The organism is Accumulibacter sp., from assembly GCF_032229525.1.
Lineage (GTDB): Bacteria > Pseudomonadota > Gammaproteobacteria > Burkholderiales > Rhodocyclaceae > Accumulibacter.
In genome coordinates, this window is sequence record NZ_JAVTWB010000015.1 from 1 (window position 1) to 16398 (window position 16398).

General features: G+C 63.7%; 16 protein-coding genes. 10 read left to right on the forward strand and 6 right to left on the reverse strand.

All coding sequences use genetic code 11. The features are described from left to right. On the forward strand, nucleotides 1-2117 hold a 2117-nt coding region (gene acnA, locus RUW20_RS01315), incomplete at its 5' end, for an aconitate hydratase AcnA (protein WP_313950386.1). Between the two features lie 71 nt (nucleotides 2118-2188). Continuing rightward, nucleotides 2189-3373 (forward strand): GNAT family N-acetyltransferase, encoded by a 1185-nt coding sequence (locus RUW20_RS01320; protein ID WP_313950387.1) that lies wholly within the window; start codon nucleotides 2189-2191, stop codon nucleotides 3371-3373. 96 nt (nucleotides 3374-3469) lie between these two features. Here RUW20_RS01320 and RUW20_RS01325 read toward each other — a convergent pair whose 3' ends face one another. The 3 genes from RUW20_RS01325 to RUW20_RS01335 form a co-directional block, all read right to left on the reverse strand. Further along, nucleotides 3470-4282, reverse strand: coding sequence for a Sir2 family NAD-dependent protein deacetylase (locus tag RUW20_RS01325; RefSeq protein WP_313950402.1), 813 nt, complete (start codon nucleotides 4280-4282; stop codon nucleotides 3470-3472). Then, on the reverse strand, nucleotides 4283-5182 hold the full coding sequence (locus RUW20_RS01330) for a radical SAM protein (RefSeq protein ID WP_313950388.1): 900 nt from the start codon (nucleotides 5180-5182) through the stop codon (nucleotides 4283-4285). A gap of 102 nt (nucleotides 5183-5284) precedes the next feature. Further along, nucleotides 5285-7030 carry a cation:proton antiporter gene (locus RUW20_RS01335; RefSeq protein WP_313950389.1) on the reverse strand — a complete coding sequence of 582 codons (1746 nt, stop codon included), beginning with the start codon at nucleotides 7028-7030 and terminating at the stop codon, nucleotides 5285-5287. A 184-nt stretch (nucleotides 7031-7214) separates the two neighbouring features. Between RUW20_RS01335 and tadA the strand changes: the two genes are divergently transcribed. Both tadA and RUW20_RS01345 read left to right on the forward strand, forming a co-directional pair. After that, on the forward strand, nucleotides 7215-7676 hold the full coding sequence (tadA, locus tag RUW20_RS01340; RefSeq protein ID WP_313950403.1) for a tRNA adenosine(34) deaminase TadA: 462 nt from the start codon (nucleotides 7215-7217) through the stop codon (nucleotides 7674-7676). Between the two features lie 2 nt (nucleotides 7677-7678). Next, nucleotides 7679-8161: a L,D-transpeptidase gene (locus RUW20_RS01345; protein ID WP_313950404.1), complete on the forward strand. Its 483-nt coding sequence runs from the start codon at nucleotides 7679-7681 to the stop codon at nucleotides 8159-8161. Here the strand turns inward: RUW20_RS01345 and RUW20_RS01350 are convergent. Together RUW20_RS01350 and RUW20_RS01355 are read right to left on the reverse strand one after the other, a co-directional pair. Next, nucleotides 8143-8913, reverse strand: a complete 771-nt coding sequence (locus RUW20_RS01350) for an NRDE family protein (protein WP_313950390.1) — start codon at nucleotides 8911-8913, stop codon at nucleotides 8143-8145. The two genes, RUW20_RS01345 and RUW20_RS01350, sit on opposite strands and share 19 nt — an antisense overlap. Before the next feature lie 34 nt (nucleotides 8914-8947). Further along, nucleotides 8948-9964 (reverse strand): folate-binding protein YgfZ, encoded by a 1017-nt coding sequence (locus RUW20_RS01355; protein WP_313950391.1) that lies wholly within the window; start codon nucleotides 9962-9964, stop codon nucleotides 8948-8950. A 210-nt stretch (nucleotides 9965-10174) separates the two neighbouring features. Between RUW20_RS01355 and mltG the strand changes: the two genes are divergently transcribed. From mltG to RUW20_RS01385, 6 genes are read left to right on the forward strand one after another with little or no spacing between them, the layout of a single operon-like run. Then, nucleotides 10175-11176, forward strand: coding sequence for an endolytic transglycosylase MltG (mltG, locus tag RUW20_RS01360; protein WP_313950392.1), 1002 nt, complete (start codon nucleotides 10175-10177; stop codon nucleotides 11174-11176). After that, a complete protein-coding gene (gene tmk / locus RUW20_RS01365) occupies nucleotides 11173-11808 on the forward strand; it encodes a dTMP kinase (protein ID WP_313950393.1) in 636 nt (211 codons plus the stop codon). Before mltG ends, tmk begins: the two co-directional genes overlap by 4 nt. Continuing rightward, the gene (holB, locus tag RUW20_RS01370; protein WP_313950394.1) at nucleotides 11805-12836 is read left to right on the forward strand and encodes a DNA polymerase III subunit delta'; all 1032 of its coding nucleotides are present in this window, start codon (nucleotides 11805-11807) and stop codon (nucleotides 12834-12836) included. Before tmk ends, holB begins: the two co-directional genes overlap by 4 nt. 15 nt (nucleotides 12837-12851) lie before the next feature. Further along, entirely contained in the window at nucleotides 12852-13232 is a 381-nt protein-coding gene (locus RUW20_RS01375; RefSeq protein ID WP_313950395.1) for a PilZ domain-containing protein, read from the forward strand. Between the two features lie 10 nt (nucleotides 13233-13242). Further along, a complete protein-coding gene (locus tag RUW20_RS01380; RefSeq protein WP_313950396.1) occupies nucleotides 13243-14025 on the forward strand; it encodes a TatD family hydrolase in 783 nt (260 codons plus the stop codon). After that, nucleotides 14022-14774 (forward strand): ankyrin repeat domain-containing protein, encoded by a 753-nt coding sequence (locus tag RUW20_RS01385; protein WP_313950397.1) that lies wholly within the window; start codon nucleotides 14022-14024, stop codon nucleotides 14772-14774. Before RUW20_RS01380 ends, RUW20_RS01385 begins: the two co-directional genes overlap by 4 nt. On the opposite strand, the gene RUW20_RS01390 is transcribed toward RUW20_RS01385, so the two are convergent. Further along, nucleotides 14766-16274, reverse strand: a complete 1509-nt coding sequence (locus RUW20_RS01390) for a 3'-5' exonuclease family protein (protein ID WP_313950398.1) — start codon at nucleotides 16272-16274, stop codon at nucleotides 14766-14768. The genes RUW20_RS01385 and RUW20_RS01390 overlap by 9 nt on opposite strands. Between the last annotated feature and the right edge of the window lie 124 nt (nucleotides 16275-16398).

The window sequence follows — 16398 nt, forward strand, 5'->3', positions numbered from 1 at the left end:
GCGTGTGTTTTCCCGACACCCTGGTCGGCACCGACTCGCATACGACGATGATCAATGCCGTCGGTGTCGTCGGCTGGGGTGTCGGCGGTATTGAGGCCGAAGCGGCAATGCTCGGCCAGCCGGTCTATTTCCTGACTCCGGACGTGGTTGGCGTCGAGCTGCTCGGGCGCCTGCGCGAGGGCGTTACGGCTACCGACCTGGTGCTCACCGTGACCGAGTTGCTGCGCTACCAGAAGGTGGTCGGCACTTTTGTCGAGTACTTCGGCGAGGGTGCCAGCACGCTGACGGTGACCGACCGCGCGACGCTGGCCAACATGGCGCCGGAGTACGGGGCGACGATGGGCTTCTTCCCGGTGGACCAGAGAACCGTCAGCTACCTGCGCACGACCGGTCACAGCGAAGCTGACTGCGAGCTGTTCGAGGCCTATTTCCGTGCCCAGGGGCTGTTCGGTATTCCGCGTGCCGGGCAGATCGACTACACGCGTACGGTGCGCCTCGATCTGTCGACCATCGTGCCTTCGCTGGCCGGCCCCAAGCGGCCGCAGGATCGCATCGACCTGCCCGAAATGGCGACCATGTTCAACACGCTGTTCAGCGCTCCCGAGGCCGAAAACGGCTTCGCTCGCCCGGCGGAGACGCTGACCAAGCGCTATCCGACCGAGCGGTCGGGTGTCGACCTCGGCCACGGCGACGTGCTGATCGCGGCGATCACCTCGTGTACCAACACCAGCAACCCGGCGGTGATGATCGCCGCCGGCCTGCTCGCCAAGAAGGCGGTGGCCAGAGGTCTGCGGGTTCATCCACACATCAAGACCTCGCTGGCGCCGGGTTCGCGGGTGGTGACCGACTATCTGGAGAAGTCCGGGCTGCTGGCGCCGCTTGCTGAACTGGGTTTCGCGCTGGCCGGTTACGGCTGCACCACCTGTATCGGCAATTCCGGCGACCTCGATCCGGCCTTCAACAAGGCGATTGTCGAAAATCAGCTGGTCGCCGCCGCGGTGCTTTCCGGCAACCGCAACTTCGAGGCGAGGATCCACCCCAATCTGCGCGCCAATTACCTGGCTTCGCCGCCGCTGGTGGTCGCCTTCGCCCTTGCCGGGCGGGTCAATATCGACCTTAACAGTGAAGCGCTGGGGGTCGGAACTGATGGCCAAGCGGTTTTCCTGCGTGACGTCTGGCCAACCTCGGAAGAAATCGACGCGGTCCTGCCCTTCGCACTGGACCCCGAGATCTTCCGCAGCCGCTATGCGGATGTCACGGTCGACCAGGATCTGTGGAAGGCCATCGAAGCACGCAGCGGTGAAGTCTACGACTGGCCGCCGTCGAGCTATATCGCACGGCCGCCGTTCTTCGAGTTGCCGGCGCAGCCTGCTGGCGACATCCGGGGGGCGCGGGCACTGCTGCTGCTCGGCGACTCGGTGACCACTGACCATATCTCGCCGGCGGGCTCGTTCGGCGAGGCGACGCCGGCCGGCCGCTGGCTCAAGGAGCAGGGCGTCGAGCGTGCCGACTTCAACTCCTACGGCGCCCGCCGTGGTCATCACGAGGTGATGGTTCGCGGCACTTTCGCCAACGTCCGCATCCGCAATCTGATGCTGCCGCCCGATGCCGAGGGGCGCCGTCCCGAGGGGGGCTACACGCTGCTCGACGGCCAGCAGACGACGGTCTATGACGCGGCGACGGCCTATCTTGAGCGCGGCACGCCGACGGTGGTCATCGCCGGCGAGGAGTACGGCACCGGCTCGTCGCGCGATTGGGCCGCCAAGGGGACACGGCTGCTCGGTGTGCGGGCGGTGATCGCGCGCAGCTTCGAACGCATCCACCGCGCCAATCTGGTGGGGATGGGTGTGCTGCCGCTGCAGTTCATGGGCGATGACTCGGCGGTGGCGCTGGAGCTGCGCGGTGACGAGACCTTCGCGATCCTCGGCCTGGGTCCCGACCTGGCGCCGATGCAGAACCTGACGCTGGTGATCGAGCGGGCGGACGGGGAGCGGGTCGAGCGCCCGGTGCTGTGTCGCATCGACACGCCGATCGAGGTCCAGTACTACTGGTCGGGCGGCATCCTGCCGTACGTCCTGGGTGAACTGCTCGGTGATCAGGCGGCAGCGAGTCGCTGAGCCTCAACGCGGGAGCTGGCCGCCGCTGACGATTTTGCCACCCATCTGCGCCAGTTTCCCGGGAGAACTGTTTGCCGTCCTGCATCTCGATCAGCACCGCTCCTTCGGCGGGCGCGATTCCACGTGAGGCGTGGGATCGCCTCTGTCCAGCCGGCCACCCATTTCTCAATGCCGATTTCCTGGCCATCATCGAGCGTCACGGCGCGGCGGCACGCGAGTGGGGATGGACCGCTCGCCACCTGGTGGCGAGCGCGCAGGATGGTACGATCGTTGGCTTGCTGCCGCTGTACGTCAAGACGCATTCACATGGCGACTTCATCTACGACTGGTCGTGGGCTGCCGCCTACCGGCAACTGGGGCGCGAATATTACCCGAAGCTGATGAGTTGCCTGCCGCATACGCCGGCGGCCGGGCCACGCCTGCTGGTCGCCGAGGGACCGCAGGCGGCCAACATCCGGCAGGCGCTGATCGAGCGCGCGCAGGCGCTGGTTGCCGCGCTGGGCGTTTCTTCCTGGCACGTCGCCTTGCCGGCCGAGGCCGATAGCGATGAGCTGCTGCGCCAGGGCTTGTTGATCAGCCACGACGTCCAGTTTCACTGGCTCGATTCTGGCTGCGGCGATTTCGACGGCTATCTGGCGACCTTCAGCGCCGCCAAGCGTCGCAAGGTCAGGGCGGAGCGGCGGCGGGTACAAGAGAGTGGCCTGAGCATTGAAACCCGCCATGGCGATCAGATCGACGCCGTCGAATGGCCCTCGTTACACGCGCTCTATGCCGATACCTTCGACAGGTTCAACAACCACGCCGTTTTTTCGGCTGCCTGCTTTGCCGACCTGGCGGCAACGCTGGGCCGCCGGATGGTGGCGTTCATCGCCAGAGAGCGTGGCGTGCCGGTGGCTGTCGCCCTCTGTTTTCGCTGTGACGAAGCGCTCTACGGGCGCTATTGGGGTTGCCGCGGCAATTACCACAGCCTGCATTTCGAGCTCTGCTTCTACCAGGGCATCGCTTACTGCCTGCGCCAGGGCCTGCAGCGCTTCGAACCCGGTGCCGGGGGCGAGCACAAGGTCTCGCGCGGTTTTACGCCGACGGTGGTGCATTCGGCGCACTGGATCGCGGACCCGGGGATGCGCGAGTTGCTCGCTCGCCATCTGGCGCTGCAGGGCGAGGCGCTGGCCGATTACCGTCAGCAGGCGGCAGAGCATTTGCCGTTCCGGCGTGATCTCGCGCCGGGGTCGCTGGCGCCCAGCAGCGAGCCGTAGCGCTGGAGAAGGACGTGCTTACGGGAACTCCGGGATTGCCGCGGCCGGTGCTGCGGTCTGCTGTGGGTCGACGGGCGCAGTCGATCGCGAACGAGGCTAGGCCAGGCACGCTGCCATCGCGCGCAGGGCTTCCAGCCCGCCGGCGGCGATCGACACACCCTTACCAGGCGGCAATTGCGGCTCGCGGGGGTTGATACGGATCAGTTGGCCCTTGAGGCGCTCGCCCATCAGGCGTGCGGTCGGGATGTTCGTTCCGGCGCCCACCTCGATCACCAGCAGCTTGTCGACCTTGCCCAGCCAGGCTTGCAGGCGGCTTTCCTGCGCATCGCTGCGCTCGCTGAGCCATCCCCAGTCGCCGAACATCAGGATGTTCGGGCGGGCAATTGCCTGGCAGTGGGGGCAGATCGGCAGGGCGGAGGTCAGCAGGCACCGATCTTCGTCAACTTCGGGAAGAAAGCCCTCGGCTGGCCAGATGTCGCCCTGGCAAGCGTCGCTGCACTGGTGATAATGGATAGAACCGTGGCATTCACTGATCCGCTCTTCAGCGAAGCCGGCCCGCTGGAATTGCCCGTCGACATTGCTGGTGAACACGAAGCTGCCATGCGCCAGGCTGTCGCCGATCTGGCGCAGGATCTCGAAACCCTGATGGGGGACGGTGCGGCGGTAGAGATTCAGTCGATGGGCGTAGAAACCCCAGGCCAGGCGGGGTTGCCGCGCGAAGGCGGCCGGATTGGCGATCTGCTCGAAGGCGATACGCGCGCGACCGAGCGCCGGGTAGGCGCCCCAGAAGCCTTGCGGCCCACGGAAGTCGGGCAGGCCTGAATCGACACCGATGCCGGCACCGGCGGTGATCAGCAGCCCGTCGGCCTGGCCGATCAGTTCAGCGCAGCGCTGGTAGTCGGCAGCCAGTTAGAGTCCCCGCGCCCACGCTGGCCGCAGAGGGGCATCGTCGGGGTGGGCAATTGCCTGCCGCACATCGTGCAGCAGGCGCTGCTTGTCGGCGTTCAGTGTTCCCTTGAGCACCAGCCAGTTCGACGCATGGTCGCTGCGGAAGACGGTGCGTTTGAGCTCGAGCCGGTCGAGAAAACGCTCCATTTCGACAAACAGTTCATGCTGATTCAGCGGTCGCCAGCCCGGGAAACCGGCGCGGAAGCGCTCCTCGCCGAGCGGGAAGCTGACCACCAGCATCGCCAGATACTCGGGCTGCGTGGCGTTGACCAGGCGTGCCGAGTTCTCGGCGTGCCGCAGAGAAAGCTCGGGGCCGGCGAGACCGTTGAGGATCATCACCGAGCGGGTGATGCCCGCTTCGCCGAGCTTGTCGAGCGCTTCGCGGGTCGATTCGAAAGTCTCGCCCTTGTTCACGCGCTCGAGCACTTCGTCGTCGCCCGACTCGGCGCCGACGTAAGCGATCGACAGGCCGGCGGCGGCCAGATCGCGCAGTTCGTCGACCGATTTCCGGCGCAGGTTGCGCGGCAGGCAGTAACTCGAGACGCGGCGGACGGCCGGCAGATGGGTGCGGATCGCCTCGAGGATCTCGAGCAGACGGCGCGTCGGCAGCACCAGTGCGTCGCCATCGGCGAGGAAAATGCGCCGGATCTCGCTGCCGAAGCGCTCGCCGGTGCAGCGGATGCTCTCCAGCACCTCGGCCTGGTCACGGGCGCGAAAGTGCTTTTGCGGTGCGGTGTACATCTCGCAGAAAGTGCAGTGATTCCACGAACAGCCGTCGGTGATCGGCAGGATCAGCGATTGCGCTTCGCTGGGCGGGCGGTAGACGGGTTCGATGTAACGAATGGGGATGACTGGCGACATGGTCTTCGGAGGTCGTCGAGGCTGGCGAACGGCGCAATGGTAACGTGCTTTTGGGGCTGCCGGGGGGCTGCTGGCGCTGGTGGGGTGCCGGCGATTGCCCCGTTAGCGCCTGTTTTCGTGGGTCGACGGCGGCTTGTCCTCGGGGCCGGAGCGGATCATGGCATAGTCGGCACTACGCACCTCGCGCAACAGTGTCTCGGTCTCGGCGGTGGTGATGCCGAGCGACTCCAGTGTTTCGGCCGCCAGCCGCAGGCTGGCTTCCAGGGTCTCCGGATAGGCCTTGCTGGCGCCAGCGCGGAGCAGTGCATCGCAGCTGGCCAGATCACGGGCGCGCGCGACGATGGTCACCTGCGGCAGTTGCGAGCGGATCAGCGATGCGGCACGAACGGCGGTGTGCCGGTTGTCGATGGTCAGGACGACCAGGTCGACGCGGTGGAGGGACGCGGCAAGCAGCAGCTCCGGGTCACCGAGGTCACCGTAGAAGACCGGGTGACCCTGGGCGCGCCATTTGGCGACGAGCACGGCATTGGTGTCGAAGGCGACGTACGGGATGTCGCTACTGGCCAGGATGGTGCCCACCGTGTGCCCCACGCGGCCATAACCACCGATCACTACCCGGACTGCCGACTGTTCTCCTTGCGCTGAGTAGCGGAAGCTCTCGTGCACGCCGGCCGGTGTTTGGTCTGCTCTCACGGCCAGCCAGTTGCCGAGTTTGACCAGCAGCGGCGTCAACAGCATGGTCACGGAGATGACTGCCACCGCCATCACGAAGACGAGCTCGTCGATCAGGCCCATGGCCTTGGCGGCGCCGAGCAACACGAAGCCGAACTCGCCCCCTTGCGATAGCAGGAACGCCACCCGCAAGGCGATGCTGCGGCCGGTGCCGAAGCACAGGCAAAGCAGATAGAGGACAGCGACCTTGATGGCGATGATCGACACGACGTGAAGGGCGAAGCGGAACGGCGTCTGGGCGAGCGCCTGGACGTCGATCGACATGCCGACGGCGACGAAGAAGAGACTCATCAACAGCCCCTTGTGCGGCTCCATGCTGGCTTCGATCTGCAGGCTGTAGCGTGAAGTCGACAGCATCATGCCCATCAGGAAGGCCCCCAGGGCCATCGACATGCCGGCGTGGTGCATCGCCCAGGCAGCGATGAATACGGCGCCCATCGCCGCCAGCAGGAAAGCTTCACGGTTGTGCTCGCGGGCCAGATGATCAAGGATGCGCGGTACCAGGTAGCGGCCGCCCAGGACCACCAGCGCCACCATGGCAATGGCCACCCCGATCTGCTCCCACAAGGGGATTTCGTTGGACAGGGGCCCGACGTCGGCGAGGATCGGTATCAGAGCCAGCAGTGGCACCACGGCGAGGTCCTGCATCAGCAGAATGGCAAAGGCGGTCTGACCGTGATGGCTGGCGATCTCGCCCTGGTCCCTGAGCATCTGGACGACGAAGGCGGTGGACGAGAGGGCGAAGCTGCAACCGATTAGCAGAGCCGTCGCCCAGCCATCCAGGAAGAGGCTGAAATAGGCGGTGATCAGCAAGGCAGAGACCACAATCTGCAGGGAACCCAGGCCGAAGAGTGTGCGTCGCAGCTCCCACAAGCGGCGCGGCTTCATCTCCAGGCCAATCAGGAACAACAGCAGCACCACACCGATTTCGGTAAACCGGCGCACGTCTTCGACGTTGGTGGTGACGAAGGGCCCCGCGGTATGGGGGCCGACGACGACGCCAGTGACCAGCAGGCCAAGAATCGAGCCGAGGCCGAAATGGCGGAATACCGCCACCGCAATCGCGGCGACGACCAGCAACAACACAGCGGAGTCTACAAAGGACTGGGGGTCCATGCTGCGGCTCTCCGGGAGCTCATCCAGGCAGGGTGACAGCCCCATACTAGCGTGCCACGGCAAATTTGTTCTCTGTCATTGATCAAGCCTGAGGATGCCCGATGGAGTTTTTGTTGATACGCAGATAGTCGAAGTGCGGGCGGATGCGACGGTTGAAATGGCGCACTGCGGTAAAATCTGTCCGATGGACGACGAATACTTCATGCGCGAGGCGATTTCTCAGGCACGCGCAGCCGAATGTCTGGGTGAAGTGCCGGTCGGAGCGCTGGTGGTGTTCGATGGGGTCATCGTTGGCCGCGGCTTCAATTCACCGATCGGCGAACACGACCCGACGGCTCATGCCGAAATCGCAGCGCTGCGCGATGCGGCGCGCAACTTGCGCAACTACCGCCTGCCCGGCTGTGAGCTTTTTGTCACTCTTGAGCCCTGTGCGATGTGTGCCGGAGCGGTCATGCAGGCGCGCATCGCCCGCCTGATCTATGGTGCGCGCGATCCCAAGACCGGGGTGCATGGCAGCGTTATCGACCTCTTCGCCGTCGAGCGCCTCAATCACCATACTGCGGTATGCGGCGGTGTGCTCGCGGACGAGTGCGGCCTGTTGCTTTCCGGGTTCTTTGCCGCCCGGCGCGGCAAGCGAGTGCAATGAAGATGCGTATCGACATCTCGATCAGAGGGCAAATGCTCCGCTTGTCGGACGAGTCGGGGGCGATATTGCGTTCCTATCCGGTGTCCACGGCAGCGAATGGGCCTGGCGAGTTGAACGGCAGCTATTGCACGCCGCGCGGCAAGCACTTGGTGCGTGCGAAGATTGGTGCGGGGCTGGCGGAGAATACGGTGTTGGTCGCCCGGCGTCCCAGCGGCGAGATCTTTTGCCGAGAGCTGGGGGAGCGCTTTCCCAAGCGTGACTGGATTCTCACGCGCATCCTGTGGCTATCCGGCTGCGAGGCAGGTCGAAACCGGCTGGGGCGCGTCGACACCATGCGCCGCTACGTCTACATCCATGGCAGCCCCGATTCGACGCCAATGGGTTGCCCGGGGTCGCATGGCTGTGTGCGCATGCGCAATGCCGATATTGTCGAGCTGTTCGAACGGGTACCGCTGTACACCCCGGTCTATATCAGCGAGGACTGAAAAGTCTCGCTGACCTCGCCGCTGGCCAGTCCGCTGGCGTCAAAACTGCGCTCAACCAGGGTTGTCTGGCCATTCCGCTGCCGGACAAGAAGCGTTGACGCGCGCGTGCCGTAGCCTTCCGCCTTGACGAAAATGGCCGACAAGATACGCTCCCATTCCAGCGGCACACCCGTTTCCGGAAGGTGGCTGTCGGGAACGATTTCCCGATCGGCCAGCAGCTCGAAGAACGGCGCTCGCGCCGGCAGCGATGCCAGCGCTTTGGCAAAGGTCGCTTTGGCGCTAGCCAGCTTGGGCCACGGGGTGTCGAGGAGGTGGTTGGAGAGGCCGTAGATCCCCGGGCTCAGCCAGTGCGGCTGGCCATCGCCACGGTTCGAGTAGCAGGCGAGGCGCCGGCCATCGCCGACGAAGAGGTTGAAACCGTTGTAATCATCAGCATCGCCTGCCACCTGCGCCAGGTACTCCGCCGGGGCGGCGCTGCCGGTCAAGAAATCGGCGACCAGGGCGCCACGCGATCGGGCGTCCGCGCGAGTCCTGCCGCCTTCGCGGAAGTTGGTCAGGGCAGCGAAACGCTGGGTGCGGCTGGTGCCCAGCCAAGTGCCGCCGGCTTCAAGATCGCGGCCAGCCAGCACCTGCGGAGCGTCCTGCCAGAATTCAGCGGTGGCCGAGGGACGAGAAAAGAACTCGTCGCGGTTGGCCGCAACGACCAGCGGGTAGTCGGGATGCGCCTGCCAGGCGATCAGGATCAAACACATCGCGGGCCCGCGCAGCGGGGCGGCTGGCTGAAGCTCAGCGGCTCACCAACTGAAGGTCGATGCGAGGGCCGTCCGGCGGGGCCAGTTGGAGCTCACCGGTACTGACGAAACTCTCCTGGACGACCGCCAGGGCATCGTAGCCGCCCGTCGGGGCCGGGGCGACATTGGTGATCATGCCGCAGGGATGCTCCGAATTTGCCGGTGAATAGATCGCATCGCCGGCCGCTATCGGGCCGATCGATTGACCACGATACAGATGACGTTTGACTTTTCCCAGATACTGCATGCGAGCGACGATTTCCTGGCCGGGATAGCAGCCTTTGTGAAAGCTGACGGCACCAAGCTGCTCGAAATGGGCCATTTGCGGCACGAACTCTTCTTTGGTGTGTGCGGTAATCAGCGGTACACCCGCCTGGATATCAAGCCACTGCCAGACCACAGTGCCGGCGGGGCGGGCGTGCGCCGCCAGTCGTTGCCACAGCGCCGGGGCTGCATCGCGGGCAACGACGATCTCGAAGCGCTGGCTGTCAAGGCGAACGACGACACCTGTCGAGAAAACGGCAGTGGTCAGCGATTGATTGGGCACAGGTGGCCCGGCGGCGCCTAGCGCCGCCTCGGCCTGGGGACCGGACAAGCCGATGATCTCGCGTTCGCCAGACTGGTCGGTGATGCTTACCTTGCTGCGCAGGACGAACATCTGCAGGCGTTTGTGGATCGCCGGTAGCAGGTCAGCAGACAGTTGCAGCTGGTAGTCAGGTCCGTTGCGAAAGAGCAGAAAACTGGCGAGCATCCGTCCTTTTGCCGAGCACCAGGCCGAATGCTGGGCCGCATCGAGGGCCAGATGGTTCACGTCGCTGGTCAACTGTTGGTGCAGAAAACCCGCTGCCTCCGGTCCGCTGACCTCGATCAGCCGGAGATGGGCGAGCGGAGCGATGATCGTCGCATCGCGAGCGGCCGTCAGTTCGGCAGTTGCGTCGCCGAAGTCAGTGACCAAATCCTGATCGATGTGTGCACCCGAGGTACGAAGGAAGTCCTGCCAGCTTGCGTTCATCGTTACGCCATTTTCATCAAGTTGTCGGGGGGTTACTGTCTGCCTGCCATCTGCCGGGAAGCGCCAGTAATCGCCACTGCCCGGACGGTTCAGGGAGTCTGACCAGGCAAGCGGCGGTTCGGTTCAGCCGCACAGGTTTCGGCTATTATAGGGCCAGTCGAACTTCATTCTTTCCTCCCGGCCGCGCAGCTTTCCCACTGCGCCGGATTGATGCGCAAAATCCTCCTCAAGCTTTTCGTTCTCGCACTTGTCGTGCTCGCGCTGCTGAGCGGTGCTCTTGTCTGGGTCGTGCAGACGCCGATCGGGATGCAGAGGGAGCAGATCGATTTCACTATTTTGCCGGGTAGCAGCATGCGTTCCGTGGCCCGGGAGATAACGGCCGCGGGCGCCGAGCTTCACCCGTGGATGCTGATCCTGCTGGGCAAGTGGATGCGGGTCGACACATCGATCAAGGCCGGCAGCTACGAAATCGCGCGCGGTGTCACGCCCTTGGAACTATTGAAGAAACTGACCCGCGGCGACGTCACCCAAGCAGATCTCGTCTTCATCGAAGGATGGACCTTTCGCCAGATGCGCGAGCGCCTTGACGCCCATCCGGAGTTGCGGCACGACACCACGGGACTGCCAGAGGTCGAGATCATGCGGCTGATTGGTGCGCCGGAAGCCACAGCCGAGGGATTATTCTTTCCCGATACGTATTTTTTTGCCAAGCGCAGCAGCGATGTTGAGCTGTTGACCCGCGCCTACGGCGCGATGCAACAGCATCTGGCGCGCGAGTGGGAGGCGAGGGCGGATGGCTTACCTTATCGGGACGCCTACGAAGCCCTGGTCATGGCTTCGATTGTCGAAAAAGAAACCGGACGCAGCGACGACCGGCCGCTGGTCGCCGGGGTGTTCGTCAATCGCCTGCGCCAGGGAATGCTGTTGCAGACCGACCCGACGGTAATTTATGGCCTTGGCGAACGCTTCGACGGTAACCTGCGCAAGCGCGACCTGCTCGCCGACACACCCTACAATACCTACACTCGACGCGGCCTGCCGCCGACGCCGATCGCCATGCCCGGCCTCGGGTCCTTGCAGGCGGCGCTGCATCCGGCGCTCACCGAGGCGGTGTATTTTGTCGCGCGCGGCGATGGCAGCAGCCACTTCTCCCAGACGCTCGATGAACACAATCAGGCGGTGAGGCGTTTTCAGAAAGGCGGGAGACCGTGAGTCAAGGCGAGCGCAAAAATCGCGGTAAGTTCATCACTTTCGAAGGCATTGATGGCGCCGGCAAGAGCAGCCATCTTGCCGGTGCTGCGGCGCTGATACGCGGACGCGGCCTGAATGTGGTGTCCACCCGTGAGCCGGGGGGCACGCCACTCGGAGAAAAGCTCCGTGAGCTGCTGCTGCACGAAGCAATGCACCTCGAGACCGAAGCTTTGCTGATGTTTGCCGCTCGCCGAGAGCATCTCGAGCGGGTGATCGAACCGGCTCTGGATCGCGGCGACTGGGTTATCTGCGACCGCTTCAGTGACGCCACCTACGCTTACCAGAGCGGCGGGCGGGGTCTCGACCGACAGAAGTTTGCACAACTGGAACGTTGGGTGCACGGTCATCTGCAACCGGATCTGACGCTGCTCTTCGATTTGCCATCGTCCATCGCCAGTCGGCGGATGCTCGCTCAGGCGCGCGAGCTGGACCGCTTCGAGCAGGAGCAAGCCGAGTTTCACGAGCGGGTGCGACTCGCCTACCTCGAGCGTGCGGCTGCAGCAGCACAGCGTATCCATGTCATTGACGCCGATCAAGCACCGGAAGAAATCAAGAGATTGATTCAAGAAACCATAACAACATATTGTTTATGAATACATATCTGTTGCACCCCCATGCCTGGCAGCAACTTAACGCCTGGCGCGCCCAGCTGCCGCATGCGTTGCTGATTTGCGGTCAGCGTGGGATCGGGAAATTTGCTCTGGCGCGTTCCTTTGCCGCCTCACTGCTCTGTGAAAAGCGCACCGACGGCGGCGAAGCTTGCGGCTCTTGCCCGGCCTGCAACTGGCTTGCGCAAGATAATCACCCTGACCTACGTCTGCTGCAGCCGAGTGCATTTGCCGAAGGGGAGGGCGGCGAGGCAGGAAGCGGTGAAGAAACAAGCAAGAAGAAGGCAAGTCAGCAAATAACGATTGACCAGATTCGTGCGCTGGATGACTTTCTGCATGTCGGTACCCACCGCCACGGGGCACGTGTGGTGCTGATCAACCCGGCCGAGGCAATGAATCGGGCGGCCGCCAATGCAATTCTTAAATCACTTGAAGAACCTATCGCAGATACTTTATTTATATTGCTTTCAAATGAGCCGCATCGTTTGTTGCCAACCATCCGCAGCCGCTGTCAGTCGCTCCCGGTGCGGCGGCCGGCGCCGGCTACGGCGGTGGCATGGCTGCAGCATGCCGGCATCCGCGACGGTGAGCAGTGGCTGGCGCTGGCCGGCGGTTCGCCGCTCCTGGCGCTCGAGCTCAGCGCCAAGCCCGAACGCGTCCTGCTCGATTCGCTGGTCAGCCAGATGTCGCGTGGCGTGCGCCTCGATCCATTGGCTGCTGCAGCCCTTCTTGACAAGACGGTGAAAGCGGAAAAGCGACCGGCGCCGTTGAAGCGAATGCTTGACTGGGCGCAAAAGTGGCTGTTCGATCTGACGCTGGCTAGCGAAGGCTTGCCGCCGCGATACTTCCTGGCGCAAGCGCCGTTACTGCAGCGCCTGGCGCAAGCCACCGACACCCGCAGGCTCTTGGCATTCAATCGAAAAGCGATACAATGCAGGAGACAGTGCGAGCAACCGGTGAACAGCCGCCTGTTTCTCGAAGAGTTTTTTCTCGACTACGCCAGGCTTTTCTGAACCACCCGAGGTGATATGCCCGAAGCAGACAGCCGCAAGCCGGCCGCAGCCGCGCCACCACGCCCGAGTGTATTGTCGCTGAACATCAACTCGAAGTCGGCACTTTACGCGGCGTATATGCCGCTCCTGCGCAACGGCGGAATTTTCATTCCGACCACCCGCAACTACTCCATCGGCGATGAAGTGTTCATGCTGCTGTCGCTGATCGACGACCCGGCAAAACTGCCGATTGCCGGTACTGTGGTCTGGATTACACCGGTCGGTGCGCAGAACAACAAGGCGCAGGGAATCGGTGTCCACTTCAACGCCGACGAAGGGGGAATCGAAGCGCGGCGACGTATCGAAGGCCTCCTCGGCGGCGTGATGCAGTCCGGCCGTCCGACCCACACCGTCTGACGGAGCGTTGATGCTGGTCGATTCGCACTGTCACATCGATTTCCCCGATCTATCCAACAAGATTTCGCAAGTCATTGACTTAATGAATGACAATGGCGTCGGATGTGCGGTATGCATCGGCGTCACGCTGGAGGATCTGCCACGGGTGCTGGCACTTGCCGAGGCGTGGCCCGCGATTCTTGCCTCGGTCGGCGTCCATCCCGAGGCGACTGACGTACGCGAACCCTCGGTCGCGGAGCTGGTGGAACTGGCTCGCCATCCGCGAGTGATCGCTATCGGCGAGACCGGGCTGGACTACTACTGGCACAAGGATGCGCCGGAGTGGCAGCGCGAACGTTTCCGTACCCACATTCGCGCCGCCCGCGAAGCGAAGAAGCCGTTGGTGATTCATACGCGAGAGGCCGCCGCGGACACCTTGCGCTTGATGAAGGAGGAGGGGGCTGCTGCGGCTGGTGGCGTCATGCACTGCTTCACCGAAACCTGGCCGGTTGCCGAGGCAGCACTCGATCAGGGTTTTTACATTTCGATGTCCGGTATCGTGACCTTCAAAAAGGCACAGACGGTCCGCGAGGTGGCTCAGCGCGTGCCTCTCGATCGTCTGCTGGTCGAGACCGATTCGCCTTATCTCGCGCCGGTGCCCCAGCGCGGGAAAACCAACCAGCCCGGCTACGTGAAGCACGTCGCCGAAGAGGTCGCCCGCTTGCGCGGCCTGAGTTATCAAGAACTTGTTGACGCCACGACGAATAATTTCTTCCGCCTGTTCCCTGACGCCCGTTCGAAAGTTGCCCAATGAAGACCCTCGTACTGCTGTTTGCCTTGCTGCTGCCAAGCATGGTCACTGCCGGCGCCCAGGAAGACATGGAGGAAGCGTTGATCTCTGGCGACACCTCGTGGGCCATCAAGTTGGTCGACCAGGGCATGAACGTTAACTCGGTAGACGCTGCCGGCAACACCTTGCTGATGCAGGCCGTACAGCGTGACAACGCCGACCTGCTGGGCCAGTTGCTGCAACGCCGTGCGCGTCTGAACACGCGCAATCGCAACAGCGAGACGGCGCTCAGTCTGGCGGCCTTCAAGGGTGATTTGGCGATCGTTCGGCGTCTCGTCGAAGCGGGGGCGGACGTCAACCTCTATGGTTGGCCGCCTCTGATCTACGCAGCTTTCAATGGCCACACGGCGGTCGTCAAATACCTGCTCGCGAAAGCTGCCGACGTCAATGCAATAACCGAGAACGGTTCGACGGCGCTGTTCTTCGCAGCCCGCTTTGGACACCAGCAGATCGTCGAATTGCTGCTGCAGAACAAGGCCGATGCGAGCATTGCCAACGATCGCGGTGCGACGGCCGACGCCTGGGCGCTGCAGACCGGAAATACCAATATCGCCGCTATCCTGCGCCAGGCAAGAGAGCAGACAATGGAGGCAAGGGACCAGGCAAGGAAGGCAATGGACCAGGCGAGGGAGGCAAGAGAGCGGGCGGTCGCGGCCGAGCTCGAGACAGAGCTCGTCGATACCGAGACCGATGAGACCGAGCCGTCAAAGTGAGAACGGGGGCAGGGGGCGGATGCCGATCTTCCCTGCCTGCAGCGACCGGCTGATGATGCGGTAGGTATCGGGGTCGAAGCTGCCCCTGGTCGGCCCGTCCGCCAGGCAAGCCTGCAGGGCCTCTTCGCTGTGCACCGTGGCCACAAGACGCCAGCGGTCGACCAGATGAATGTCCTCGCGCATCCCGAACGCATCGCGCTCCAGCAGCGCAACCGGCCCCTTGTAGGGCCATCCACGCACTTTGAACTTGGCCAGCGCGGTGATCACGCGGGCACCGTGCAGCGCGGGCGTTTCCTTGCCGATGCAGACGCCGCGGCAGCTTTTCTGCCGGTAGGCAGCGCAGGCGTCCCCGGCGGCCGTTTCGTCCAGACCAAGCTGCTTGTAGCACAGGCGATGCGCGTCCGCCAGCTTGCGCAAGCTGCGCAAGGCTTCGCGACGACTCGGGTACAAGCCGAACAAGTCATCGGCGAGCGCGAAGTCAGTTTCCTGCGCACACACCAGCTGTGGTCGATAGTCGCTTCCCGCATGCAGCCGCAGTTGCCAGGAGCAGAGTTCAGTGGTGGCTGCCTTTGACCTGCTGCTGTGACTCACCAGCAGCGGGTCGGCATCGCTACGCGTCGATGAGCGGGCCAATTCGGCCTCATGCAGGCGCGCGCCCAAGTCACCGGCCGCCTCTCGCCACGCAATTTTCCTGATGTCGCGCATCAATGCCGTCGTACGCTTGGTGGCAGTGAACTGTGCGCACAGCTGTTGCCGAAGGTTGCTGGCGCGCCTGATCAGCAGCAGGCGACCGTCTTCACCGTAAAACGCATACGCTCCTGCCGCCTCTGGCAGATCGTCGATCAATGCCGGATCGATCTGTGGCGGCAAGTCGGGCCGGCCGACGATGCTCGCTACCACGCTGCCAATCGTCTCGCTGGGCAATTGTCCGTGCCAGCACTGCCACAACTCCCATAGCAGGCGCGCATCGGCCAGGGCACGGTGGCGATTGCCTGCCACGGTGAGGCCATGGCGAGTGACCAGGGTGTCGAGGTTGTGCCGATGGTGCTGAGGAAAGAGCTTGCGCGACAGCTTGACCGTGCACAGCGTCGGCGCCCTGAAATCGATCCCGAGTCGCTTGAATTCGCACTTCAGGAAGCCGTAATCAAAACGCGCGTTGTGCGCGATGAACAAGCGTCCGCGCAGCTTGTCGAGCACGGCGGGTGCGAGCTGCCGAAAAGTGGGCGCCGAACAGAGCATCGCATCGTCAATGCCGGTGAGGCTGGTGATGAAACTCGAGACCGGGGTCTCCGGATTGACCAATACGCTCCATTCTCGGGCCCCATCCCGGTCCACTTCGAGCAGGCCGATTTCGATGATCCGGTCGTTGGCAAAATTGGCGCCACTCGTTTCAAGGTCGACAAAAACCAGGGGTTCAGGGGTGAGAGCAGGGTTCATCAGCATCGGTGATAGTGTGTCACAAGGCGAGCCAGGGTAGGCGACAAGGCTAACGGTCGTCATGATCGCGCTGCTTGCGCGATGGAGGCGATCGCGTCGGCGAACACCTCGGTCAGCGCAACAGGGAGATCGTGTGCCATTCCCTGGATCACCTGCATCTTCGCATCGGGAATGTGTGCTGCGACGT

Excerpts from the sequence above, each read along its gene's own strand:
- RUW20_RS01335 (WP_313950389.1), bottom strand. The coding sequence starts at position 7,030 with ATGGACCCCCAGTCCTTTGTAGACTCCGCTGTGTTGTTGCTGGTCGTC.
- RUW20_RS01350 (WP_313950390.1), bottom strand. The coding sequence starts at position 8,913 with ATGTGTTTGATCCTGATCGCCTGGCAGGCGCATCCCGACTACCCGCTG.
- RUW20_RS01330 (WP_313950388.1), bottom strand. The coding sequence starts at position 5,182 with ATGTCGCCAGTCATCCCCATTCGTTACATCGAACCCGTCTACCGCCCG.
- mltG (WP_313950392.1), top strand. The coding sequence starts at position 10,175 with ATGCGCAAAATCCTCCTCAAGCTTTTCGTTCTCGCACTTGTCGTGCTC.
- holB (WP_313950394.1), top strand. The coding sequence starts at position 11,805 with ATGAATACATATCTGTTGCACCCCCATGCCTGGCAGCAACTTAACGCC.
- tadA (WP_313950403.1), top strand. The coding sequence starts at position 7,215 with ATGGACGACGAATACTTCATGCGCGAGGCGATTTCTCAGGCACGCGCA.
- RUW20_RS01380 (WP_313950396.1), top strand. The coding sequence starts at position 13,243 with ATGCTGGTCGATTCGCACTGTCACATCGATTTCCCCGATCTATCCAAC.
- RUW20_RS01345 (WP_313950404.1), top strand. The coding sequence starts at position 7,679 with ATGCGTATCGACATCTCGATCAGAGGGCAAATGCTCCGCTTGTCGGAC.
- RUW20_RS01355 (WP_313950391.1), bottom strand. The coding sequence starts at position 9,964 with ATGAACGCAAGCTGGCAGGACTTCCTTCGTACCTCGGGTGCACACATC.
- RUW20_RS01390 (WP_313950398.1), bottom strand. The coding sequence starts at position 16,274 with ATGACGACCGTTAGCCTTGTCGCCTACCCTGGCTCGCCTTGTGACACA.
- RUW20_RS01375 (WP_313950395.1), top strand. The coding sequence starts at position 12,852 with ATGCCCGAAGCAGACAGCCGCAAGCCGGCCGCAGCCGCGCCACCACGC.
- RUW20_RS01385 (WP_313950397.1), top strand. The coding sequence starts at position 14,022 with ATGAAGACCCTCGTACTGCTGTTTGCCTTGCTGCTGCCAAGCATGGTC.